Source organism: Acidobacteriota bacterium (assembly GCA_016703965.1).
In the GTDB taxonomy this organism is placed as follows: domain Bacteria; phylum Acidobacteriota; class Blastocatellia; order Pyrinomonadales; family Pyrinomonadaceae; genus OLB17.
Genome location: JADJBB010000021.1, coordinates 1,512,877 through 1,538,571, shown reverse-complemented (window position 1 = coordinate 1,538,571; position 25,695 = coordinate 1,512,877). Strand labels below are relative to the sequence as shown.

The window sequence follows — 25,695 nt, the reverse complement described above, 5'->3', positions numbered from 1 at the left end:
CAGTTCAGTTTGTTTCTTCAGGAGGACCGTATGACTAGCCGAATATCGCGAACATTTTTGCGAATTTTGACTTCACTGGCATTGGTCTCGGCAGCCGTGATGGCAGCCGCAGCCCAGGATGGCGACCCGAATTCGCCAACACCGGTATTACTTAGCGAAAGCGATTCGACCCGTGCACTGGCTCAGGAACCGGGGAGCATTCGAACAACCGCCGACCTCGCGAGAGCGAAGAGCCCGGCATTCCTCCCTGAAGATAAGGTCGAACTATTCGTCACCAGCCTCGACCTGATGGACGACGAAGGTGCGAACGCATTCCGCGTTTATGCAATTGACCGAAATCAGCACCAATTCCGTTTTCCTGTCCTCGCCATCGAACCGATGGAAGGCACGGGCGGCGTTTACCGCGTCACGATCCTCCTCAAAGACGAGATCAGATTCTGGGACGCACCGGCCGCTGACGGCGACCTGCTCATTTATCTGACATGGCGCGGGCTTTCGAGCAACCAGGTCAGGCTCGGCTTCGGCCGCATCGGCGGCGATATCAAGGAAGATCCCTCAGCACGCCCAACACCATTTGGTACAAAGGGCGAGCGGGCGGCTTCACGCATCGATTCGGTCAACGATATCTCATACCGCTGGGCGGGTGACCGGTTCCGCTTTGCTCAACAGGCCACATTTGGTCCGAACACGACCCTCGACAACAAACTCCGCCGCATTGGTTTGCGAGCATGGATCAACGAGCAATTCGCGGGTCCATATCCGTCGACGGGAAATCCTTTTCCCACCAATGTTCTGCAGCCCGTCAATGCTCCGGCCTTGTGCGACGGCGGTGCGGACGACGCTCCGGCGAATTGTTTTCGTGACACCTACACTCAATATCAGCCGCAGACATGGTTCATGAGAGAAGCTCTCTACGGCGATAATCAGCTCAAGCATCGCGCAAACTGGGCCCTTTCTCAGATATGGGTGACATCCGGCAACGACATTCAGCAAGGCCGTCATATGGTCGAATGGTGGAAGATCATTAACAGAAACTCGTTCGGCAACTACCGCAACCTGATGAAAGAGATGACGCTCAACGCAACGATGGGCGATTATCTCAGCATGAGGGAAAGCACGCGAACGGCTCCGAACGAAAACTATGCTCGCGAGATCATGCAGCTGTTTACGGTCGGGCTCTTTATGCTTAATCAGGACGGCACCCTGCAGCTTGATGCCCAGAACAATCCGATCCCTACCTACACGCAGGATACGGTAAATAACCTGACGAGAGTCTTGACGGGTTGGAGTTTCTGCAGCGCACCTGGTGCAAACTGCCCAACTCTGGGAACACCGGAAGTTCTCGCAGGCGTTGTCAATTACATTGACCCGATGATAGTCAATCCTGCCCTTACCACGGGGGCAAGTAATCGCCATGATATTGGAGCAAAAACACTCTTGACCTATCAAGGTTCAACAACCTCAAACATTCCCGCGTGTCCCACAACCGGCGCCGGAGCCTGCGGACTGACATGCCCGCAGACGGGAAATTGTTCTCTTGTTGCTCCAACAACCAACGCTCAGGCTCTGGCTGGTGTTCAAGTTTACTCGAGTGCTTCCCTCGAAACCGCTCTCGACAATATTTTCAATCATCCAAATGTCGGCCCGTTCGTCAGTAAGATACTGATCCAGCATCTGGTGACCAGCGATCCGACGCCGGCGTATGTCGCTCGTGTGGCTGCTAAGTTCAACAACAACGGCTCCGGCGTTCGCGGCGATATGAAAGCCGTTTTCAGAGCGATCCTGCTCGACCCGGAAGCCCGCGGCGACCTCAAGACCGACCCGAACTACGGCAAGCTTCGTGAGCCGGTCTCGTACGCGACTAATTTCCTGCGTGCCTTCAACGCACGCGGTGCTGCTGGTACGGGACAGTTCGATGGCTACATAACGGGCCGCGGTGAGTTTAACGGAATGGCTCAGATACCATTCATGGCACCGACCGTATTCAACTACTTCCCGCCGGGATACGGAGTTCCGGGAACGACTTTGATAGGTCAGGAGTTCGCCATCATGAACACCGGAACCTCGATACAGCGAGCAAATTTCATGAACCGTATGATCATGGCCGGTGGCTTAGGCAGCACGACCGTTCCGATCGCGGTCGCATTGCCAAACTCACCAACGGGTTTGTCGCTCGATCTTGCCGACCTTCAGGCACTTGTGACTGCTGACACGACCAGCAGCCAATTGCTCGACGAACTCAATCGCCGCATGCTGTATGGCAGAATGACCGCACAGAACAAGAGCACCATCCAGACGGCTGTTAATGCGATAACTCTTTCGCCTACGCCGACGGCCCAACAGATCCTGAGCCGTGTTCAGCAGGCAGTTTATTTAGTCGCGACATCGTCGCAATACCAGGTACAGAGGTGATCAATATGAAAGAATCAAGACGCGATTTTATAAAGAAATCCGGCAGCTGTGCACTCGGCATGGCGGCTATGGCCACTCAAATGCATCACCTCGGCACGATGACCGCAATGGCCCAAAAGGTCATTGACAGTCAGCCGGATGGCGGAGCGAACTACAAAGCGCTCGTCCTGCTTTACTGGGACGGCGGCAACGACACCAATAACATGGTGATCCCGATGCACAATGACGCTAACGTCAGCAATTATGCGGCCTATGCTGCAGAACGCAGCTTTTCGGGGCTCGCTCTGACGCAAGGCCAATTAACCAACACCCAGATCAACGTGCCTCGGCTCGGCCTTCCGTATGCTCTTCACCCGGCTCTCGGGATCGGAACCGCAGGTGCAATCAATAACGGGATCCACGAGCTATATACGCAGGGCAAATTAGCGATCGTCGCTAACGTGGGAACACTTGTCCGTCCGCTAACAAAGGCCCAGTATCAAAGCTCAGCTTTTGCAAAACCTTATCAGATCGGGTCTCACTCGGATCAGAAATCGCAGTTCCAAACGAGTGTTTCGAATACCCAGGCTTACACCGGCTGGGGCGGACGTGTATCGGATAAGTTGACCGCATCGCAAAACCCAAGCGGACTGGTACCGATGATAACATCGATAGCAGGTGCCCAGCTTTTCACATCCGGACAAACAACTCTGCCGATTGCTATCGCGGACGCGGGAACTGGGGCAAACAATCTCAACTCCGTATTAAATCCGGCAGGATTTGGTACTAGCCCAACAGGTTCGACGCTTGCTCGTCTGAACGCGTTCAACTCACTTAGAACACAAGATCTGAATTCAAACTATATCTCCGCCGCCAGTCATGTAACGGATCTTGCGATGCAGGCGAATGCCGCGCTGCAGACGTCACAGGAGGTAACGGTTCCCTTTCCAACTACTACCGGAATCGGCCGACAACTCAAGCAAGTTGCTCGTCTCATCAAGAGTCGCGATACCTTGAACGTCAATCGCCAGATCTTCTACGTGCAGATCGGCGGATTCGATACCCACACGAACCAACTGGGCCAGCAAACCACCTTGTACAGCCAATTCAGCCAGGCGATGCGTGCGTTTTATGACGAAATGGTCGTTCAAGGCGTCAGCAATGACGTTACGACGTTCACAATGTCGGAATTTGGGCGTACGTTTAATCCGGCTGGAACCGCCCCTGGTACTGTCGGGTCGGATCACGGCTGGGGCAGCCACATGTTCGTTATGGGCGGCTCGGTCGCCGGCGGAGATGTATACGGCAGCCGAAGACCGGACGCCACCGGGAGCGGCAACTATTTCCCGACGCTCACCAAAGCCGGCCTCGACGACGCCGACTCAGGAACCGGCGCACGCGGACGGTGGATACCAACAACATCGGTCGATCAATACTCCGCCCAATTTGCGAAGTGGTTTGGACTTCCGCAAGACGCGGCCACGCTCGCAACGGTGTTTCCGAACCTCGCAAATTTCAATACGGGCACCTTTCCATCGCTCAACTTCTTGCCGTAGATCGTTTTGGCGAGGTGATCTTAAAAAGGCGGGCTTCGGTCCGCCTTTTTCAATTGGAGAGCCGACGGCTCGCCCGGCTTGTTCCTTTTCTGGCGGGCAAAATACACGCTCTCCGGCCAATTGAATTTTCGCCCTGTTCGACCTAAACTCTAATCAACCGTGAACCTGCCAAATTACATTACTGTCGGCCGCATCGTCGTAGTTCCGCTCCTCGTGGTGGTGCTGCTGACGCCGGTTGCTGAAAAGTGGTTCGGCATGAGCGGCTATGCTCTGGCGATAATACTTTTCATCGTAGCCGCACTCTCAGATATTGTTGACGGCCAACTCGCTCGCCGCCGCAAACAGGTGTCGACACTCGGCAAATTCCTCGACCCCATCGCCGATAAACTGCTGATCTCAGCCGCCCTGATCGTTCTCGTAGAGAAACATCTAGCCCCGTCATGGGCGGTCGTCGTGATAATCGGACGCGAATTCATAATCACCGGACTCAGATCAGTCGCGGCAACCGAAGGTATAGTGATCCAGGCTCAAGGCATGGGCAAGATAAAGATGTGGGCCCAATGCGTCGCCATCGTCGCCCTGCTCGTATGTGCAGCAAATGGCACGCCGCCCGTCTCAAACTTCGGCCTCGATTACCCGGCAGCCTTTTGGGAAGTCCCCGAGGTCCAAACGGCGTTCGAAAATCTCGCAAAATTCACGATCAACCCGAACGACTGGAAGGTCTTCGGCTATCTGGTCGGCAGATCGGCCCTGTGGGTTGCAGTTCTTACGGCGATCTGGTCAATGTACGGTTACTTCGCATTCTTCATAAAAGAAAGATCCGCGCGAACGGACGCCTGAGATACCTGACTGGAGCGCAAGCATCCTGCTTGCCAACGCTTGTTCCTCCGGCGTAAGGCCGCAGCCGTCACACGCAGCCGTCACACGGGTGTCCAAAAAAAGAGCAAAGCCGGACGTTCGAACGCCCGGCTTTCTTGGCTAAAGTAGTTTATCCGTTACTGGATCTCAACCCAATCGCCGGTGTGGATCTCCTGGCCGGTTCTTGTAATAACAACGGTCGCTGTTCTTTCCTTGACGTTAAGCACGACTGCCTCGCCAACGACCTTTCTTAGGTACTTCGGGCGATCCTTCCGGGCATTCTGCGTTCTGACTTCCTGGTCGTTCGCTTTGTCACCGGTCTTTCGGGCAGACTGATTTGAGAATTTGCCGCCTTTATAAACGTCGCTCTCAAAACCATAATCGCGCGAACTTACACCTTCCCGATCGGAATTAAGGAACAAGTTGCCCTTCTCCAGCGGACGGAAAACCGTAAGTCGGTCGCCGATCTTCACGCTGTCATCCGCTCCGAGATCAACGTACGCGATCTGGTCACGGGTCAACATCTCATGCCCGTCGCGCGCCATTAGAATGCGGCCCATGGCTTTGCCCGACGGGTCGCCAAAGCGGTCAAACGGAGCTAGCGGTTCGACGACAGGGCTCGTCCTGATAGGAACAAGTTCGATCAGATCACCGAGCAGGAAGTTATCGCACGACGTTTTGACCCGCACAACCGAAACTTCGCGTTTCACATTCACGACCTCGACTGCTCCTACCTCCTGCACGTAAAACCCGACGTCCTTAGTGGTCCATTTGCTCTTCACACCTCCACGCGGCCGCACAACGGCAAAGACGTCGCCGACATTCACGCCCTTATCATTCCCCATATTTATATAGAGATAGTCATTCTGAGCGTAAAAATATTTGTCTGACTCGTCCTGGCCGGCAATGATCTTGTTCGCGGTGCTGATCGCGTTCGACTGGATGTAGCCGGCACAGTATAAATTGTTTCGTCCCGCGATCGCCTGCGCCGGTTTCGGCCTCTCATTCAGCGTCACCTGGACAACAGGTTGTTCGCGATTACCTTGGGCAAACGCGACAAACGGCATTGCAACGGCCATTAAACTCAATAAGATCAGACGGGATGAGAATGATTTTTGAAAATTCACGATTTTCTCCTTTTGCGTTTCGGATAATTTCGCCGCGAGAACTCTGGAAGGGTCATCAAAGCACGGCTCTAGACGGTGATACCCACTGGGCCACAAGTATTATAAAGCCGCACGGGATGTTTGGTCAACAAGTTTTTACAATCTTAAACACGCCCCGCGATTTGCGTGTAGGAAGGCACTTTTGCTAGTATCTTCGTTTGCGGTCAAACACCCAGTTCGACCCGTCAGCCGGTGTAGCTCAGTTGGTAGAGCAGTTGATTTGTAATCATCAGGTCGTAAGTTCGAGTCTTATCACCGGCTCCACATTAAACCTAATAAATTCAACCATTTATGGGAAATTAAAGACAGCTCTAGGGGCTGTCTTTTCGCGTGTTGGACTAAATGTTGGACTATTGCGAGACTATCTTTTAATGGTTAAAATAGATTCTAGGCACGGTTCGGCGTGCCGGTTCATCTTTCCGATCACCTAGTGCCGATTGCATCACATGCACAATGAGCGATGAATTTCCTTCACCCGGCACGTTGAACATTTAAGTAATTTGGAGGCATGAGCATGAATAGCATTACGGACAATCCAAATCCTGATGTGACGATGTTACAAAAAACCACGGGTAATCGGGGCGGTAACAACGCTAAGACGATCGCGACGAGAAAAATCTTCATCGAGGCATACGAGGAGCACTTCGGTAACGTGACAGCGGCATGCAGCATCGCGGGAATTTCTCGTCAGACATACTACCGTTGGATGAAAAGCCTTTCGCGGACAAACGTGAAGTTTCGGGAACGACTGCGATTAACTAACCCTAAAGAACGATATCTCGATTTTCTTGAGAGTGCTCAGGTGAAGCGGGTGCTAGAGGGTTCCGATGCGATGATCAAACTGGGTCTCGAACGGAAAGGACAATCACGAGGGTGGGCGGGTGAAAGACCGAAAGAAGAACAGGAGAAGATCGATCAAATAGGGGAGGCTTATCTCGGGTGGGTAGCAATCCATCCGGATGGCACGTTGAAAGACAAAAGAAGATGGCTCGGCATATTCGCTGAGAAGGCCGGTGTCTCCGCTGAGGAACTCGGCGAAAAGGTTGGACTCCCTCTCGCTAGGACAACCGAATTCGGTAGGTAAACGTTCTGAACCAGACTCCAAAGACAAAGTTGTAGACCTCGAACAGCGTGTAAGTATGGGCGTGACTTTCGACCTCGATCTTCGAGATCGCGATGATCGAAATGCTCACGCTAAGTTTATTCCAATGGCAGTACGGGCTTGAGCAGACCGTGACGCGATCCCAAACCCGGGAGCGTCAAATGTACCCGTGGTTGGAACAGGGGAAGCTGCCCCCCCCCCCCGCGGGCATAAACAACGGTAAAACGCTACCGTTTCAACGCCCGCGTCGTAGACCTGACCGACAGCCTGACCGACGTGAACTTCATCGGAAACGAATAGCATCGTTTCCTTATCGAACTGAAGACCGGCCGCAGATCCGGTCTTCACAAGAATAGAAAAGCGTCGCATTTAGGGTCGCTTTTTTTATCTTGGAGGCGGCACAAACGAGGGACAATTACCATTTCCAACGGGTAATCTTATTAGGTTCTCGGTGAGAAGAAAATGACGCCAGATAAGCACGGGCTTCGGAGTAATTACTCGCCAGTAAGGAATTTGTACTGTCGATCTGGCTGATCCGGTCGAAGATCGTCAGTGATTCCTTCAGTTGGGTAAGCCCGGCTTCTTTCTGGCCACTCATGATCAGGGCATTTCCGAGGTTGCTTTTCGAGATCGCCACATCAATTTGTGATTCGAAATATTGTGGATCGCTTTCGAGTACTTGCCCGCTCAAATCGAGGGCCCGACGAAGATAAGGGACAGCGATCGCTGCGCGGTTTTGTTTGATCAGGATCTGTCCCAGCAGAATACCTGATATAGCTGAATTTCGGTGATATCCGATATCTCGCGGGCTGGTAGCCAAGAGGTTTTTCATCATTGATAGGGCCGCTTGAGCGTGTTCGAGAGCTTTTGCAGGCGTTCCGCTTAAGTCTTCCGCCGCCGCAAGGCGGTGGTTCGTTAGCCAAAGATAGTAGCTAATACTCGTGTCATTTGGATTTGCCGCCTGCTCCGATTTGAAACCACCCATTGCCGTTTGCAACTCAGAGATCGCGGTTTTGTAGTCACCGGTCAAATTTAGTGCGGTGGCCATCTGAAGGTGTGAGCGGGCGATCAAAAACCCGACGTCCGCAGGTGAATTCGCTAGACCGCGTAGTTCCTCGCTTATTTCCACTGATCGGCGGCTTGCCGCAAGACTTCCGGGGATATCGCCTGACATTGCCTCAAAGGCCGCCAGTTGGCCATAGGCGTCATGAAGATGCCTAAGATGAATAGAATTCCCTGGCTCGTCCTTAGCGATCTGATCGAAGATCGACACCGCAGTTTTACTGAGTGTGAGTCCTTCCGCGACCGAGCCTCGAACTTTTTCTGTGTCGCCGAGTTCGGTATATGTCACACCAAGCTGCTCGCGGTAATGGATATTATTTCGCTCGCTGCGCAGCAGATTTTCGTATATTCCGACAACTCTCCTCAGAACTTTATCCTTTTCATCCACCGGCATGTCCGGAAGCGAGGCACGATTGAAATATGCGGTTGCGAGTTCGTCCTGCAGCGAGTTGTCGTTCTCAGATTCTTCAGCGAGTAGGTCGAGCTGATCGACCGCACGCCTGAGGAGGAGCCGCCGGGCCGGCAGGCTGCCTGGAAGGTTTTGGATCGCACCGTGAACCTCGGTTACGAATGCATCCGAAAGCTTTCGCAGATTCTCAAAACGCTTTTCGGCAAGCTCACGTTCGCGTCGTGCCTCGCGGGCATTCAGAATTGTCGCTGTCAGTCCGACGAACAGGCTTAGAACAAGCAGGGCCGCAAGGGCAACCATGGTTCGATTCCTCTGAACAAATTTCTGTGCCCGATAAGAATATGAGATACGCCGAGCCGATACCGGCAGATTCTGGCTGTAACGCAGTAGATCATCGGCAAGACGCTCGATGGAACCGTATCGTAGATTCATATCATCATGGGCGGCCATCGCCAGAATATTTTGTAGATCGGATCTTCCGTTCCGTTTCCGCCGGTGATGTCCCCCATCTGCCGTCGCACGCACCTGGGTCGAGCGATCGAGCAGTTCACCAAGTATCTTTCCTAAACTGTAAACATCACTCGCGGTGCCTATCACTAAACCCGCTGCTTGTTCGGGCGAGGCGTAACGAGGCGTCATTACGCGCTGGTGCTCCTGCGTGGCTCCAGCATCTGTATCATCGAGGAGTTTCGCTATACCGAAATCAAGCAATTTCGGCTCGCCGCCCGCTGTGATGAGAATGTTCGAAGGTTTTAGATCGCGATGAACGATCAGTTTCTGATGGGCGAACGAGACCGACGAGCAGACCTTTCGAAATGTCTCTAAGATCTCTTTCTCCTTAAGGTTTTTGCAGAACTCATCGATGGGCACGCCATCGACATATTCCATTACAAAAAACGGGAGGCCGTTTTCCGTCGTTCCTCCATCCAGTAGCTTTGAGATATTTGGATGATCAAGGCTTGCAAGTATCTCGCGTTCACGCACGAACCTCGCCAGGATCGCGTCCGAGTCCATTCCGCGCTTAATGATCTTTATCGCAACCTGCTGCTTAAAATCTGCTCGTTCGCCCAGGAAAACTATTCCCATTCCGCCGCGTCCGACCTCTCTGACAACCCTGTATTTATCTATTAGATTCCCGATGAGATCTTCACTCAAGATCTTTTGGTAGGAATTTTGAATAACGCTCGCGGCCGAAAGGCCTTCTAGAAATCCGTCTGCTTCCTTCTGGAGCTGAAACAGTGAATCTACCTCTTGTCGCGTAGCCTGGTCAGTGCAATTCTGGACCAGAAATAGCACACGGCTTGACGCATCGAGGTCGAAGGCGGCCGCAAAAACCTCTTTAACTTTCTTGTAATCGCTAGAATGCATGAGCGGATTTAGATACGCAAAACACCCACATTCAGTTTTGAATTGTCTTGAGTTCTCGAAAAAGCCAGATCCTGGCCATTTCCCAATCGCGTTTTACGGTAGCCGGCGATATATCGAGTAACTCTGAAACTTCCTCGATCGTTAAACCACCAAAAAACCTGAGTTCCACGATCTCTGCCTGTCTTTTATCTAGATCTTCAAGTCTTTCGAGAGCTTCGTAAAGTGTAAGAATATCTATGTTTTGCGTCTGAAAGAAGCTTATAGCGTCATCCAACGCTACCATCGATTGTCCACCGCCGCGCTTTTCTCGTTTATTAGCGATCGCGTGGTTGACCAACACCTGACGCATTAAACGCGCCGCTATACCAAAAAAATGCGCCCTGTCCTTCCAGGATATTCGGTCTAAATCTCCGACCAGCCGAAGGAATGCCTCGTGGACAAGCGCGGTCGGCTGCAAAGTGTGGTTTTCGCGAAACTCTCCGCGGAAAACTCTGGAAGCGACCGCACGCAATTCGTCGTAAACGATTGGCAACAACTTTTCGAGTGATTGCTTATCACCTGCTTGAAGAAGTTGTGTGATCTCACCGGCCTGATCCATTTCCTTGCTAATAAAGGGTTAGATTACAAGGTTTATCGATCCATGTCGATAAAAATGAGCCGGTTTACGGCTAAATATTGCATGAAGTAATAGAGATATAAATAAACAAAACACCGCTCGCGGCGGACATAAGACGGAAACGGGTCGAAACCATAGTCGTCACGAGATATACCCAAAAAATATGTTAAAAAACCAGAGGTCGTTAGGTTTCTTACGCAGCCGCGTCGCGTTGCTCGCAATAGCTGGAATTTCGGTCCTGTCAGTCGTTGCCGGTAGTTCGGCGAGCAGCTTTTCGGGTTCGATCCGTGAATTTTTTGGTGCAGCCCCCACCGAACAAACCGTCCTAACGGAGAATATTTCAGTTTTGGATGAACGCACTGCGGCCCCGCTGGTTCTGGCGAACGGGCCGATCATCTTTCAGAGAGGTGCTTCAGCAGCGTTTGATACTCCCTATAACCGCGGCGGCCAGCTTTACAGAGTTGATCCGACAAACCTAAGCGAAAACCCATTCGGCGAGGGCAGTCAGCCGAACTATTCATTCGACGGGTCAAAGATAGTTTTCTTGCGCAATACTCAACTGACGACGAGCCCCGCGAGTAGTTATTCACCAACGGGCTTGACGCTATTAGGCGGTGGCTCAAATATTGTCGGCCTTTATCCAAAGTACTCACCTAACGGAAATGCGATCGCATATAATTCGACAGCAAACATCAACGGTTCCTTGTACTATCACACAAAGATCATCGGCGGTAGTTGCTCCGCATGTGATACCACAACCAACACCCACGACTTTAATCCCACCGGCCCAAGTTCGTATCTTTATCCGTCGTGGAACCCGCTCCCGACCGCTCCGGTAACTGCCCAAGTCGTATTCGTGAGAACCTCTGCCGTCAAGGCTGATGTAGACAGCGGTAATTTTACTGGCGATCTTTACACCGAAACTTTCACGATCAACCCTGACAGCACAATAACCGAGGGCCAACGCCAGCCGCTCACCAGCAGTCCGGCTCATTATGCTTTTCCCGTATACTCGCACGATGCTGCGAAGATCGCTTTCGTAAAATTCAACGCTGACGGCACCAGTTCGCTGAACGTGATGAATGCGAACGGCACTAACGCCACGGTGCTCGTCACGTTGCCCAACGGTTCAACCGCAGTACACCACCCAGGCTGGTCGCCGGATGATACGTCGATCGCATATTCAGATACAAACCGAATCTACCGCGTCGCGGTCGCTACCAATCAGGTCACTGCCGTAACGAGTGCCGCGAATGCCGACTATGATCTATGGCCGACATGGGCTCCAGGAACTCGAACGATCCGGGCCATAGCTGCGTCCGGACTCACTGGACAGCAAGTTACTGTCCCTATCGAACTCGACGCTCAGGGCAATGAATCGGTAGTAAGTTTTTCGGTAAACTTTGACCAAACAAAACTCTCGAACCCCGTCGTAACCCTCGGCAGCGGGTCACCCGCCGGTACGTTTCTTGGTACTAATCTAAGCCAAACCGCGGGCGGAAAGATCGGCATACTTCTCGATCGCAATGGGGCAGTTTTTGCATCGGGCACGCGGCAGATAGTTGATCTTCGCTTCGATATAGCATCGGGCGCCGCGATGGGAACGACGCCGGTCAGTTTCGGCTCCACGCCTACCGCTCAGTCCGTCTCCGATCTGTCGGGAGGAATTCTCCCAACGGCCTACACCGGCGGAACCATAACGATCGCTCCCGGAGCGACACCAACGCCCTTTCCTGCCACGCTTTCTTATGAAGGGCGGCTGAGGGACCGTGTGGGCAAGAGCGACTCAGGTATTCCCGTCGATGGCGAGACGGATGGCACATTTACTCTGACGCTGCCAGCGGCTACTTCAACAAAATTGATGCAAACGATCGTTCTCACCGGGCCGAACGGCAACGAATGGGACACCATACCGCAGCCGCCGCCCGTTCCGGCCAATCAGGTGAAATGGGTTGTCGGAATTGCTGACGGCCTCGATGCTCCTCTACTGAACTGTTCGAATGGCTCACTCTGCAGTACTCCCCAGGTCGGAAATCTCGGTGTTTTTAAACTCTTTGTTCCCGATTCCACACCAACTTCATTCTCGTTGAATTCGACGTTCAATCTCACTATGACATTTACGGACGGAACCAGGGCGACCGGCTCCGCAACCATCGGACGCACGCAGGCAGACGTTTCCGTGGTCTTTTCGCCTCGGCCGTCAGCCACGGCGACAGTGGGCGACACGGTAGCGTTTTCGGCTATCGTCAACAATAATGGGCCTGAGATTGCGTCGGGTGTAACGTTCGACGGCTTTATCGATACTGGCTTTAGCAATCTTGCAACAACCACCAATGGCTGCAGCGTTTCAGGCAGCCATGTCATCTGCTCGCTCAGTAGCATCGACCCAGGTCCGGCGGGAGCAACCTCTGGAAGTTCGACGCGCCGGATCAACTTTACCGCCCGGGCCGCGACCGTAATCTCAGCCAACATACGTCTGACGACCTCGGTCGATGCCAATAATACTATCGACCCAAACCCGGCCAACAACCTCGACAACGCTCCGGTCGCGATCGCGGCTCCGCAGGCCGATCTCGAAGTGCGATCAGTCGCGGTTCCGCCCGCTGTTTCGAATGCTGGCGACAACATAACGTATCAGCTATTACTTCGTAATCTGGGCCCGTCTCCGGCCACGGGCGTACAATTCAGGTTAAACTTTTCGGTTCCGGCGCAGGTCGTGACGATCTCGGGTCCGGGATGCAGTTTGGCGGGCGGTTTCCTCGTCTGCAATATAGGAAATATTGCGTCGTCGGTCAGTAGTTCGACGATCAACATTACCGCACAGCCGCTAAGTGCCGGAGATTTCGTCGCTACAAGCACAGTAACTGGATCCGAACAGGATCCCAATCCGGCTAATAACACTTTGAACTTACTAACCGTGGTAAAGCCGAAAGTCGCACTTACCGGCCTTGAAGTAACGCAGGCAGTTCAGGATCTTAGGAACAGCGTACCGTTGATCGCGGGAAAACGTACATTCATTCGGGCCTATGTAAAGGCTCTCAACTCTGCGTCGGCCGGCGCCACTATATCGGCTAAACTCATCGGCTCAAATTCCGCCGACGGCATCAGCCGTACTATCAAACAGTCCAAAAACTTTGGCGGTCAGATCGCCGTGAAGGAGATGCCTGATCGCATAGATCCGGATCAAGGCTTTTATTTTGAACTGCCTGATGAATGGACTGCCGCAGGAACATTGCAGTTCCGTATCGAAGCCGATTATCCGCTCACCTGCAGCGAGCCGGACCCGACACCGAATTGTGCGACGAGTGTTACGTTCAACGCTCCCACCAGCGCGCTCGACATCAGGTTCTTTCGCCTCGCATATACGGTTGGCACGTCGACATTTCAAACAACGACGACAGATGTAAATCAGGTCGTTGAGGAATTCAAAGCGATCTTCCCGACAAAGGATGTCTACTTTGACAGTTACAGCAGTTCGGTTCCCGCGGGCGTAGGCAGACCAAGCACATTGGCGGATTTTCAAAGCATCGATAGCAAACTTCTTACCCAATTCCGCCTTGATTGCCGCAATCGAGCGTCAGTTTGCCCGAAACACTACGTCGGTTTACTCACCAACAGTGTAGGTGGTGTCGTCGGTCTCGCCAATGATATCCCGGGCGATGTGTGCGCAACCTACGTCGACGGTACGCTGATCGCCCCGCACGAGTTAGGCCACGATCTCGGGCTCAGTCACACTAACTACAACCTTCAGAATGGTATAGCACCTGCCGAACAGGGCTCCGGGCCACACACGCCAGCCGACGGGACGATCAGTAAGAACAAGATAATGTACGACCCGAGCGCCATCTATGGTTTCGACGTCAACGATACGGGACGCTACCTGACCACCAATCCCGGCCGGGTGTATGGACCGTATACGCCGGATTTCATGAGCTACGCGCCGCAGCGTCACTGGATATCGGAACATAACTACGGCCGCTTACTCACCAGCATGCAGGGTATAACCGGTAGCGATCCGAATAACCGGCCTGCGAGTGAGCCAAAAGTCGTCCCTGAATCGGTCGAAGCAAACGATATTGTTTTCTTAAGCGGAGTTTTATCTCTCGGTCCCGGCGTCTCTCCGCAATTGTCCTCTGTTTACGTGGTAAATTCTCCAGGTCCGGTCGATCTTCCCACCGCAGGCGGCTACGCTGTGCGATTCGAGAATATCAACGGCCAGCCGATCGCGACCTTCCCCTTCGAGCCCGATCATCCATCCGAAGCCGGTGATCAGGCTACGTTCAACCTGATGCTACCGTGGGACAACGGCACAAAACGCATTACGATCCTGCACGACGGTGTACCGGTCATCTCGCGACAGGCGTCAGCGAATGCTCCGACGGTCACTGTCACCTCGCCAAACGGCGGCGAGATCCTCACCGGGCCAACCGCAAACCTGACGTGGACATCCGCGGATGCTGACGGCGAAACGTTGAATCAAATAATTCAGTACAGCTCGGACGGCGGCACGACCTGGCGGGTTCTTGCCACAGACGTAACGACCAATTCCTACACTTTAGATCTTACGACCATCCCTGGCTCCGCCCAAGCACTGATCCGCGTGATCGCGAGCGATGGCATAAACACCTCACAAGACCAGTCAAATGCGACATTCACCGTACCGGCGCACGCACCAGAGGCGACCATCTCGCTACCGCCCAACGACAGCATGTTCGTGGGCGAACAGACGATAATTCTCAGGGGCTCGGGATACGATGCAGAAGACGGCCTGCTGCCGAACGCAAGGCTTACCTGGACATCAAATCTGAACGGTGCCGTCGGCACCGGCTCTTCGGTTTCTTTTGACGCAACAAGCCTCCAGGAAGGAACACACACAATAACGCTAACTGCCACCGACAGCTCAGGCCAGTCAGGCACCTCGACCCGGACGATACGGGTATTCCGCTCGCGGCCCGTTCTGCCGGCCGCCCTTGCAGTCAGTTCCGCCCGACTGAGCTACGTTGCGATCTACGGCTCACCCATACCACCTCAGACACTGTCCATTAGCAACTCCGGCGATGGCATATTGACTTGGACAGCTACATCAGATCAGCCTTCGATACAGCTCGATCTCGGAACCGGGATGGCGCCGTCAAGTATAAACGTGAGCGTAGATCCATCGGGCCTCAATCTAGGCGTCAACACTGGAAGGATCACGATCACACCTACCGGCGGAACCGCTAGCCCAAAGATCGTTGACGTAACGCTCATTCTCACGCCGGGCTCAACCTCCACGATCAGTTCCAGGGTAACCACCCCGACGGGCATCGGCCTTAGAAATGCTCATGTGACACTAATAAGTTCCCAAGGTGTTTCGAGATCAACGACCACGAGCTCATTCGGCGTTTTCTCCTTCAGCGGTGTGGCAAACGGCGACACTTATACCATCAGTATTTCGTCGAAAAGGTATCGATTTGCTCCCCGAATTACGCGGATATTGACTGATCTAAACCTTGCAGATTTTGTAGGACTCGAGTGAGAGTTTGAGTGTTGATCTGGTTTTAGCATATGAACACGGTCAAAATCATTGGCCGTGTCCATTTATTTTTGCTTGAAATGGATCGTGATATTTTGATCGGAAATTTCTTAAAGAGGTCATTTATAACCATCTAGAAAACTTCCTACAGTTCGAAACTTAGCCCCTATTCTTGGACGTGTGGCTGCATCGGAAAACGATTACATAGGAGGCGACGTAAGTCGCCACATCCGCCAATTTGTATCTTCTAAATAATCTGTGTCGTTTAACTGCAAATATGGCCGGTATGCACTTCATTTCGGGTGGCCGATCCTTTTTCGGCAGCGAGCCTTGTTTCTGCGGCTACTTGTTCAACGGGAGATCCTGCGAAAAGAAATTGCGTTGATAATCGAGAAATAAATCAGGCACGGGAGTCGTTACGTCGATCGATCCGGTTGAGTCGACAGCCCATCGAGACCCGGTGTCAAAAAACCCATTGAAAATCGTTTGAGAAAAAGGCAGATCTTTACGGGATTTATACTCCCGAAATGAAGATGTCAGAAATCTAATGTTTATTGGCGTTCACAAGTGGCTCCATTGCAAGCGACACATCGTATTCTTTGTCACGGATTTCGTCAGGAGGGCTCGAATTTATGGTTGGCCTGAACGTTTCTGAGAACAAGATCTATAAGAAATGGAAATGCGGGCTCGAGAGTCCGCATTTCCATTTAGTTTATCTCTCCGAAGATCGTACAGATAAATTTATTTTATTCCAGGCCGACCAGGTTCACATCGCTTAGGTTTTCCGTGAGGTTTACTATGCGGGTTGCGAATCTGAATCGTTTGCTGGCCACCGTCAGCAGGTAGTCGCGTCCGACCTCGAGCCCTTCGAACTGGTAGGCTCCGAATGAGCTTGTTACCGTTGTTCTACGGTTGCCCGCCGTGTCGATGATCGTGACCGTCGCGTTTCTCAGGCCCTGTCCGGCTGCGGTTGTTACTCTGCCGGAGATCGTGGCTCCGTCAAGCAGTGTGCCGCCGGTGAATGAGACCAGCCCGTCCGTCCAGTACAGCATCGGCAGCGGGTTGTTCTCCGCGTTTCTCACGTCCCTTTGAGTTGGGAAGTCGCCGAATCTGATCTGGGCACTCGTCGCCGGGCTTTGGAACGTCGGGAAGGTGATCTTCACGAGTTCTCTTGTTCCGGCCGGTAGTGCCGCCGTCGGGGTGATCGTGATGCCGACCTTGCCTTGCAGCGAGTTGTTGACGGCCAGTGTGCAGTTCACTGCTCCCGTGCCGCATGTCACCGTCGGGATGCCCAGTGCCGTTACCGGATATTCCACCGTAAAGGCGACCCTGGTCTCAACACCCGTCGTCGTCATCAGCACCGGAACAGTTACAGGCTGTCCCTGCGTTGCTATCTGGCTCACCACCCTCGCCGTTCTCGGTATCGCGTTCGGGCCCGGTACATCGTAGGCGATGAAGTCCCCGCCCGTGATATTGCCGGCCACGTTGGTGTACGTTCTGCTTGTCGCCTCAAACGCCTTGCCGAGGCCGCTTGGGGTGATGGTATAGCTGCCGCCGGTCTGCGTTACTCCGAATGAGTAGTTGCCGTTTGCGTCAGTTGTTGTCGTTGTGGCCTGCTGCGTTGCGGTGTTCAGCAGGGTCATTGTTACGCCCGCGAGGTTCGTGTTCGTGCCGAAGGCGATGAACTGCTTGACGTTGCCCGTCAGGCCGATCACCACATTGTGCTGGACTGCCTGTGACGTGCTGCCTCCGAAGTTCGCATCGCCGGCGTAGGTCGCCGTGATGGTCTTCGCTCCCAGTGTCGAGGCGAGGCTGCATGTGCCCGCTCCGACCGCTGCCGTACATGTGTTGCCCGTACCGTCGCTCACTGTCACATTACCCGTCGGTGTTCCCGCTCCCGGGGCGACCGGGCTCGTTGTCCAGTTGACCGGGTAGTTCTGCCCGACCACCGTTGAGCTGCCGAGGGCTGAGGCGTTCGTGATCGTTGTCGTCGTCGCCGCCTGTGTCACCGTCAGGGTTCCGTTAGCTGTCGCGAACGTGTAGTTCGGGGCTGCTAAGGTTCCCTGTGCCGCTGTGATCGGGTACGCTCCCGGACCCGATGTGCTCGTTGCCGAGGTCGAGATGTTCGGTGTTCCCGTCACTCCGCTTGTCGCCAGCGTCTCTCCGTTCTGGAAGCCCGTGATCTGGAATGTCAGGGCCGGGTTAGCGGCTCCAAACACTCTTGTCTGGTTATTCGCCGTCACCGTCAGTTGGGATTGGGTGATCGTCAGTATGCCGTTCGTGAATGTTGTGAACGCGTAGTTCCCTGATGCCAGTGTGCCCAGTGCTGCCGTGATGGCATACGGGCTGCCCGCGACCGGGCTCGAAGGCGTCGCCATCGTTGACAGCAGCGGGCTTCCCGTCACGTCGCTTGTTCCAAGGTTCTGGCCGAGGACAAAGCCCGTGAAGGTTGCCGTCAGCGTGGGGTTCGCGGCTCCGTAGGCACGGCTCTTATTATCCGCCGTTACCGTCAGGCCTTTCTTGTTGACTGTCACGTTGCCGTTCACATAGTTGAAGCTGTAGTTGTTCGAGACCGCTCCCGTACAACTGGACGGATACTGCGAGCCTGAGACCGGTGAGCCCTGGACATACGTCGTCGAGCACGTCGGCTGGGTCGTCAGGTTGGCCGTCGTTTCACCAAGCACGAAGCCCGTGATCGCTGCCGTGATCGCCGGTGCCGCATCGCCGTATGTGACCGCCGCCGATGAGGCCGCGACATTGAGCGGTGCCTTGCCGATCGTCTGGGTCGTCGAGCCGTTGCTTGTGAGGTAGTTCGCATTGCCCGAGTACACTGCCTGGATGACCTTGCCCACTCCCGCCGGCAGCTGGTTCGTCGTACAGACCGCCGAGCCCAGTGCCGTCACCGCTACATTCTGACAGCCCGCTATCGGATTGCCGCCGTCATTGAAGTTCACCGTCCCCTGCGGCGTTCCCGATCCCGGTGCCACCGCCGTAATGGTCGCCGTCGCCGTCAGCGTCGAACCGTAGTTCGGTGCATTGATCAGCGTCTGCACCGTCGTCGCCGTCTGAGCCGGGTCCACCTGATGAGGTGCCGTCGCTGCGGTGCTTCCGTTAAAGTTAGTATCGCCCGAATAAGCCGCTGTCAGAGTCTTCGGCCCGGCCGATGTGCTTGCGAGCTGGCAGCTTGTCGCCGGCAGGATCGCCACACACGTATTCGTGCCGTCCGAGATAGTGATGTTGCCCGTCGGCACGCCCGCTCCAGGTGCCACAGGTGCGACCGCGATCGTAACCGTATAGTTCTGGCCCACAACACTTGGATCCGGCGTGTCGGAGAAGATCGTGGTCGTGGTGCCAGCTCTGTTGACCACCAGCGTGAACGATGAATCCGTCACCGCTCCGCAGTTGTCGGTCGAGCGGACCGTGATCACGTGCGATCCTGTCGGGCCCGCATTATTGATAGTCACCGTTCCGTTGGCCGGATTGACCTTGGGAGTTACTGTCATTGCCGGGACAACGCTCTGCAGCACGTACCCCGTGATAGAACCATTATCCGTCGCCGTCGCTGTCGGTACGCTGAAACCGGACTGGCCGAATACCACGTTCTGAGGGCCGTTAAAGGTGACGGCAGGCGGCGTATTCGCAGTGACTAGCACCGTCAGATTCGTATTGGTCGAAAGCCCGCCGCCGTCCGTGACCGTCAATGTAAAGTTCCCTGGGACCGCGAGGCAGTTGGCTACGATGTCCGCAGTCACAACTCCTGCCGCACTCACAGCGATATTGCTCAAGGTAACGAGGCCGTCGGTCGCCGTCGCTCCGCCGTTCACCGTCACACCGAGGCTTCCAAGCGGTGTCTCGATGTCCCCAACATTCGCGATCACCGAATTCGTCAACGCCGATCCCCGCTGCCGCGTCACACCCGCTGTCGGAGTGATCGTTGGAGGCGTATTCGGCAACTCAAAGGCCCCGATATCGACGTGCGAACCGACCTTTCTTGCAAAACCCGCTCCTCGCTGATCCGTCGTGAGTCCGACGACCGGGTCGTTCGCACCGCAGCCATTTGCCGTCAGCACACAGTCGTTGCCGGCGTTTATCGCAGGTGAGCCATTGAGTAGAGCATGTGTTTGGGTAGTCCCGCCGTTATTTGCCAGCGATGCAAGCTGGGCGTTTATCGGCAATCCAAGCGATCCAACAATATCCCCGTTCGCTCCGTTCACAAAGCCGCTAGTGCCATCGCTGTCAAGGTTGTAGCCGTCAGAGACGATCATTGAATTTGGAAGGGGCACGACGTTTACATCCTGCGTAGTGGTGCTGAAATTCCTGCCTGTGTTGCCGCCCACCAGCGTATTCCGAAGAGAAGTTATTACCGAAGGTGATGCGGCATCTTCATTGACCCAAACCGCTCCGTATATACCGACCGAAGTGTTACCGGTGATGGTCGTGTTGATCAGATTCAACGAATGGACCGTCGCGGTCGAAGAAATATTTGCGATGCCGCCATTGCTGTTTTGACTCACGTTCCCGCTGATGGTGCTATTGGTGATCGTCGCGTTTGCATCCTGAATATTCAAGCCTGCTGCCTGGAACGTCGTTGTATTGCCGCTTACTGTCGACCCTGACATATTCAGGCTCGCGTTTCCCTGGAAAAATCCGCCGGCATTGCCCGCCTGATTTCCCGAGAATGTCGAGTCGGTAATTGTCAACGCTCCAAAACTGAACAGACCGCCGCCGAACCCAGAAGCTGTATTACCGGATACGGTACTGTTTCTAAGTGTCAAAGTGCCGTTACTGCTGATGCCGCCGCCATTTGCTTCGTTTCCGTTGCTGATGGTCAGCCTTCGTAGTTCGACCGTGGTGCCCCCGTTTACCTGGAAGATCCTAAAGTTAGGTGCCACGGCGGAGCGCGTTACGGTCGCCCCTGTTCCACCGTCAATCGTCAGATTCTTATTGATAACGATCTGCCCTGTGGTCAGAGTTACCGGTGAAACTCCGGCTTGGAAGGTGATCGTATTGCCCGGACATGCGTCGATGACTGCCTGACGAAGGCTGCCCGCTCCGCTGTCGGCATTGGTCGTCACAATCGGATTCGTCGTACATGCGGTCGTGAAGGTTAGCGTGAAGTTCGGCCCGGCCGAGCCGTTGCTGTCGCCGTCGAGCTGATTTCCGGCGGGGTCAGCAATACTGGCCGACACTCCCGTCACCGTGCAAAGCACACCTGCGGGGAGTGTATTGCCAGGATCGATGACGATCGACGTGACGCCATTCTGCGGAAGTGTCGGTGAAAATGCTTCTGCACCGCCGCAGTTGACCGTTATGCCGCCGGCCAGGATATTCACCGGTTCGGAGAAGTTAAGCGTGATATTGCCGTTGCGGTCAACGTTTATCGCGCCCTGGAGCGGCGTCGTGCTGGTTACCGTGGGGGGAACGTTGTCCACCGTGAGGACGACATCGTTGCCAGTCCCGCCGGTGTAGCTAATAGTTGCGTTCACTCCCGGAGCCCCGAGGAAATTCGATATGGCCGCTCCCTGAGCAAGGCCATTAAATGTTCCAACGATCAAGTCGCCACCGTCGTTATTGACAATAGTGAATTGCTGCCCCGCGGTTGGGACATGAGTACCGCTCAGCACGAGCGAAACTCCCGTCAGGTTTACCGCACCGACGACGTTGAGCTGAGTGTATTGTGTGTCAACCGTGGTTCCGTTAATAACAATCGCCAGATCGCTGCCGAATGAGAGCGTGCTGGCTGTGACATCGGTCAAGGACTTGGTCGGCTTGACCGCGAAAGGCGAAACGCCCGGATCGAGCAGCAGTGTTCCACCGCCCGTATCTATCTGGCCGCCGCTGATCAGGACATCGCCGGCGGTTACGAGATTCACGTTGGTCGCCGCAGGGCGTGTGATATCCGCACTCGTAGTGATAGTTCCGCTAGATGAGTTGCCTATATTGAGCGTGCCGGCGGTGATGCGGTCGAGTTCGGCGTCGGAGAGTTCTAACGTCGATGGGGTTGTGTCGATGGCCGAGCCGAGGTTGATCGCAACGTCGTTGGTCTTTTGCCTGAGCGAAACCGGCCTGCCGGGAGCCGTGATAGTGCCGAGCGCCGTGTCGATAAAGATCGTATCCGCGTTCACCGTTACACTGCCGCCGGTCGTGGCGAGGGTTCCGGCTGTGCCGAGCAGGCCGCCGAGCTGGAATCCGGCGTTGTTTGTCGTGTTGCCGCCCGTACCGATGACCTCGATGGATCCGGTCGCCGTCGAAACCGTCGCACCGTTGCGTACGATGACGCCGCTGGTCGGGAAAGCCGGAACGGCGGCGGTGGCCGTACCCCCTGTGCCTGTGATCGTGACATTTCCGTCACCTGTTGCGGAGATATTTGCACGTATGTGCGATCCGAAACATCCGTCGACACAGGTGCTGGACGTTCCGGTGATACTAATATCGCCATCGACGGTGCTCAGCGCTCCATCTTGTCTAAATGCCTGCGCGGCGCCGACGTTTGTGTTGCCTGATGTACCTAGGAGAGTCATCGAGCCTGCATTTGCTCCTGTTCCCGATGAGGCGATCGTCCCGGTTCCAAAGATCATGACACCAACGGAAATCAAGTTGCCACTTGTGCCCACGCCCGTCGTATTGCCGCCAACACCGGTCACGCTGATCGGGCCATCGACCGTCGAAATCGAACCGCCGTTAAATAGACCATACGAACCAGCTTGGCTGGACGTCACGTTTCCGCCCGTCGCGGTTATGGTTATCGAGGCCGCGCTCGGTACCACACCCGTCGAAGTGATGCTATTCGTACTACCAGATAAGCCGAGGCCGTACGAAGAAATGACCCCATCTACGCCAATGGTTTCGCCACCGACAGCGTCGAGCGATATATCACCCGAGACCGAAGCGATCGTGGCCTGCCCCGCAATCAAAACTCCAACAGTTCCGGTTGCACCCGTGTTTCCGCCCCTTCCGTCTATGGTAATAAGTCCCGCATCCGCCGCCGAGCTCGTGGAACGTATCGAACCCGTACCATTGACGAAAAGGCCTAAAGAAGAAAACACCCCAGGGGCCGCAACGGTGTCGCTGCCGCCTTTGCCGTTGATCACGATGTTTCCGCGTCCGCTGGTAGTAAGAGTAGCGTTCTGAAGGTCGACGGCGTAGAAGTAGCCTGGGGTCGGTGTCGCCTGCTGATTTGCATTGAGCGTCAGGTTACCGTTGACCGTGGTAATGCTGGAACCGCTAGCCATCGCGATATTGCGGCTGGCCGCGAGGGTTGCGGCACCCGTTCCGGTTAGGATTAAGTTGGCATTTGGGCCGACATTTATCGTGTCGGTTCCAGCAGGATTGGGAGCGTTGTCGTTTTGCAGGTTTACATCCAGGTTATTGCCTGCCGCGAAGTTGATGTCGGCATTCAGGCTAACGGTGTCGTTGCCGGTACCGCCGTTTATTGTCAGCGAAGCTGTAAATCCGCCGCCGCTTGTGCCGAAACCATTGACGTTGATCGTGTCATCGCCCGTATCGCCGCCGTTGATCTGGAGCGAAGTGGTCGGGTTAACGAACGAGACGGATTCGCCGCCTACATTGGAATCGACTAGCGTCTGCGCCGGCGTTCCTGCGTCCTGCGAAACAGTTATCGTTTCCGTAATTGTGCTGTAATTCAAAACTACATTCGCCGCCGTGACGGTCGAGCTCACCGGTTCGAGGCCGGTGTAGTTGATCGTTCCCGAGCGCGCTCCGCCGGCGAGAACTACGCTTCCGTCGTGTTCGTTGGTGAAGTTAAACGTTTGCGTGGTCGTCGAACCGCCGAGGATGATCAGCTTATCTCCGGGCGCAGATGTCGGGTCGCCGCCGTTGAACGTCACGCCGTTCGCCGTAAAGTTGCACCCCGCAAGGTCGAGCGTCAGCGAATCGTTTCCGCCAAGCGTATTAACCGTAATGTTGCCGGTGATCGAGCTGAGCTCGAAACTCTGATTTAGTGAGTTCCCCGGATCGCTGATAACCACCATAGTTGGCGGCGGCGCAGTCGTGCAAGAGATCGTAATGTTATCGTTCGACGTGCCGCCGTTAGCATCCGTGATAACAAGATTGCCGGCATCGACCACGGCCGTCGTTTCAGCCAATACATTGACCGTTTCGTTATCCTGAACCGGAACCACGAGGTTATTACCCGCAAGGTCGCTGATAACTGAGCCCGTCGGAATTCGAAGGATTATTGTGCCGGCCGTGGTCGGCGTGACCTGTACGGAGACGACTCCGGGAGTTCCCTCGATGACGGTTCCGATGGTGACCATTGCAGTTCCCGCATTATTGAAATCACCCGCAGTGACCGTTGCTCCATCAATATCCTCTGAGAACGTTACCGTATACGTCAGCATCGTGTTGATCCCGATACTGTCGTCGGCGTCGCCGTCGTCTATCGAGGTAACGGTGGGCGGCGTCGCATCTTCGAATTCGAACGCACCGATATCCGTCCCGTCGGCGACATTTGCGATCGACGGATCGTTTATGATGCGGGGGAATCCCGTGCCGCGTTGGTCAAAGTCGAGGGGAGTCGGGACCGTGTTCGAGCCGGCATCGATCGCGGGGCTATTGGCGACGAGTGCGTGGGTCTGCGTCGGTCCGCCATTATTAGCCAATGTCGTATTTAGAATGGAGCTGACCGCGAAGCCGACCTTATTGCCGCCGACGCCGTTTACGATACCGCCCGAGGTCGCTGAGTCGCCGATGAGGCTGTTCGCGGCCGATGTTATTGGGTGCCCTGACAGGTCATTGGGCGTCGTTCCTGTGCCTATCAGGTTGCCCGCCACGATCGTGCTGTTCAATGTTGAGTTGGGAATCGGAAGGGCAGGCTCCGCATAGATCCCGCCTCCATCACCACCTAGATTACCGGTATTCGCCCGGTTACCCGTGATGGTGCTGTTGGTGACTTTAAGTTGGGTGGAACTGTCCACCATGTATATACCGCCCCCTTTGTAGCTGGCACTATTGTTGGAAATGGTGCTGTTGGTGATCGTCACCGGAGAAGCCCAAGTGTTTATTCCGGCACCTGAGCCTGCGGTATTGCCGGAGATGGTGCTGTTAACGATCGATATGGGCACGCTGTTCGATGAGTACCACTTGCTAATGCCGCCGCCGCCTTGACGTGCGGTGTTTCCGGAGATCGTCGTGTCCGTGATCAAAACGCCAGAGCCGCCGTATAACTGAATGCCGCCAGCGTATTCACCGGAATTGCCTGTAATGATGCTCCTCGTGATCGTCAGGAATCCCCCATACAAGCCGATACCGCCGCCGTCGCTTTGAAAATTGGTCGCAGAGTTATTGGAAATGGTGCTGCCCGTGATCGTCATCGTTGCCGTAGTGTAAATTCCCGCTATCCCGTAAGTAGTACTATTTGAGTTTCCGGAAATGGTGCTGTCCGTGATCGTCATTGTCCCAGTGTTAAAAATTCCGACCGTCGTGTTACCCGAGACGATACTGTTAATGAGGTTCAAGGTCCCGAGATTCCAAATACCAATTCGCCCGGTGGCGACCTTAATTCCATCAATCGTGACCGTGCCCGACGCGATCTTGAATACATTTGAGGTGTTGTTCCCGCTCACCGTTACCACGCTGGCTCCGGGACCCTGTATGGTCAGCGAACCGTTATTCGTGATGACCAACTCTCCGT

At 54.7% G+C, this 25,695-nt stretch carries 9 protein-coding genes and 1 tRNA gene; 6 read left to right on the top strand and 4 right to left on the bottom strand.

Annotated elements, in window-relative coordinates; translation table 11 throughout:
* The first annotated feature begins 30 nt into the window (after window positions 1-30).
* The 3 genes from IPG22_13980 to pgsA all read left to right on the top strand — a co-directional run bounded on the left by IPG22_13980 (window position 31) and on the right by pgsA (window position 4,787).
* A complete protein-coding gene (locus IPG22_13980; protein ID MBK6589395.1) occupies window positions 31-2,412 on the top strand; it encodes a DUF1800 family protein in 2,382 nt (793 codons plus the stop codon).
* A gap of 5 nt (window positions 2,413-2,417) precedes the next feature.
* Window positions 2,418-3,947 carry a DUF1501 domain-containing protein gene (locus tag IPG22_13975; GenBank protein MBK6589394.1) on the top strand — a complete coding sequence of 510 codons (1,530 nt, stop codon included), beginning with the start codon at window positions 2,418-2,420 and terminating at the stop codon, window positions 3,945-3,947.
* Between the two features lie 159 nt (window positions 3,948-4,106).
* Entirely contained in the window at window positions 4,107-4,787 is a 681-nt protein-coding gene (pgsA, locus tag IPG22_13970) for a CDP-diacylglycerol--glycerol-3-phosphate 3-phosphatidyltransferase (protein MBK6589393.1), read from the top strand.
* Between the two features lie 155 nt (window positions 4,788-4,942).
* On the opposite strand, the gene IPG22_13965 is transcribed toward pgsA, so the two are convergent.
* Window positions 4,943-5,932, bottom strand: a complete 990-nt coding sequence (locus tag IPG22_13965) for a hypothetical protein (GenBank protein MBK6589392.1) — start codon at window positions 5,930-5,932, stop codon at window positions 4,943-4,945.
* Window positions 5,933-6,159: 227 nt separating this feature from the next.
* On the opposite strand from IPG22_13965, the gene IPG22_13960 reads away from it, so the two are divergent.
* Together IPG22_13960 and IPG22_13955 are read left to right on the top strand one after the other, a co-directional pair.
* A tRNA-Thr gene (locus IPG22_13960) sits at window positions 6,160-6,235 on the top strand.
* A gap of 250 nt (window positions 6,236-6,485) precedes the next feature.
* Window positions 6,486-7,055, top strand: a complete 570-nt coding sequence (locus tag IPG22_13955) for a hypothetical protein (protein MBK6589391.1) — start codon at window positions 6,486-6,488, stop codon at window positions 7,053-7,055.
* Window positions 7,056-7,488: 433 nt separating this feature from the next.
* Here the strand turns inward: IPG22_13955 and IPG22_13950 are convergent, their stop codons facing one another.
* Window positions 7,489-9,912 (bottom strand): protein kinase, encoded by a 2,424-nt coding sequence (locus tag IPG22_13950; protein ID MBK6589390.1) that lies wholly within the window; start codon window positions 9,910-9,912, stop codon window positions 7,489-7,491.
* Between the two features lie 31 nt (window positions 9,913-9,943).
* Complete coding sequence (locus IPG22_13945; protein ID MBK6589389.1) at window positions 9,944-10,510, bottom strand: sigma-70 family RNA polymerase sigma factor; 567 nt, start codon at window positions 10,508-10,510, stop codon at window positions 9,944-9,946.
* A 181-nt stretch (window positions 10,511-10,691) separates the two neighbouring features.
* Here IPG22_13945 and IPG22_13940 point away from each other — a divergent pair, with 181 nt between their 5' ends.
* Complete coding sequence (locus tag IPG22_13940; GenBank protein ID MBK6589388.1) at window positions 10,692-16,046, top strand: carboxypeptidase regulatory-like domain-containing protein; 5,355 nt, start codon at window positions 10,692-10,694, stop codon at window positions 16,044-16,046.
* 743 nt (window positions 16,047-16,789) lie between these two features.
* Here IPG22_13940 and IPG22_13935 read toward each other — a convergent pair.
* Window positions 16,790-25,687: an Ig-like domain repeat protein gene (locus IPG22_13935; GenBank protein ID MBK6589387.1), complete on the bottom strand. Its 8,898-nt coding sequence runs from the start codon at window positions 25,685-25,687 to the stop codon at window positions 16,790-16,792.
* Window positions 25,688-25,695 lie beyond the last annotated feature (8 nt).

Coding starts and splice junctions, on each gene's coding strand:
- IPG22_13980 (MBK6589395.1), top strand. CDS start 31: ATGACTAGCCGAATATCGCGAACATTTTTGCGAATTTTGACTTCACTG.
- IPG22_13975 (MBK6589394.1), top strand. CDS start 2,418: ATGAAAGAATCAAGACGCGATTTTATAAAGAAATCCGGCAGCTGTGCA.
- IPG22_13955 (MBK6589391.1), top strand. CDS start 6,486: ATGAATAGCATTACGGACAATCCAAATCCTGATGTGACGATGTTACAA.
- IPG22_13950 (MBK6589390.1), bottom strand. CDS start 9,912: ATGCATTCTAGCGATTACAAGAAAGTTAAAGAGGTTTTTGCGGCCGCC.
- IPG22_13945 (MBK6589389.1), bottom strand. CDS start 10,510: ATGGATCAGGCCGGTGAGATCACACAACTTCTTCAAGCAGGTGATAAG.
- IPG22_13940 (MBK6589388.1), top strand. CDS start 10,692: ATGTTAAAAAACCAGAGGTCGTTAGGTTTCTTACGCAGCCGCGTCGCG.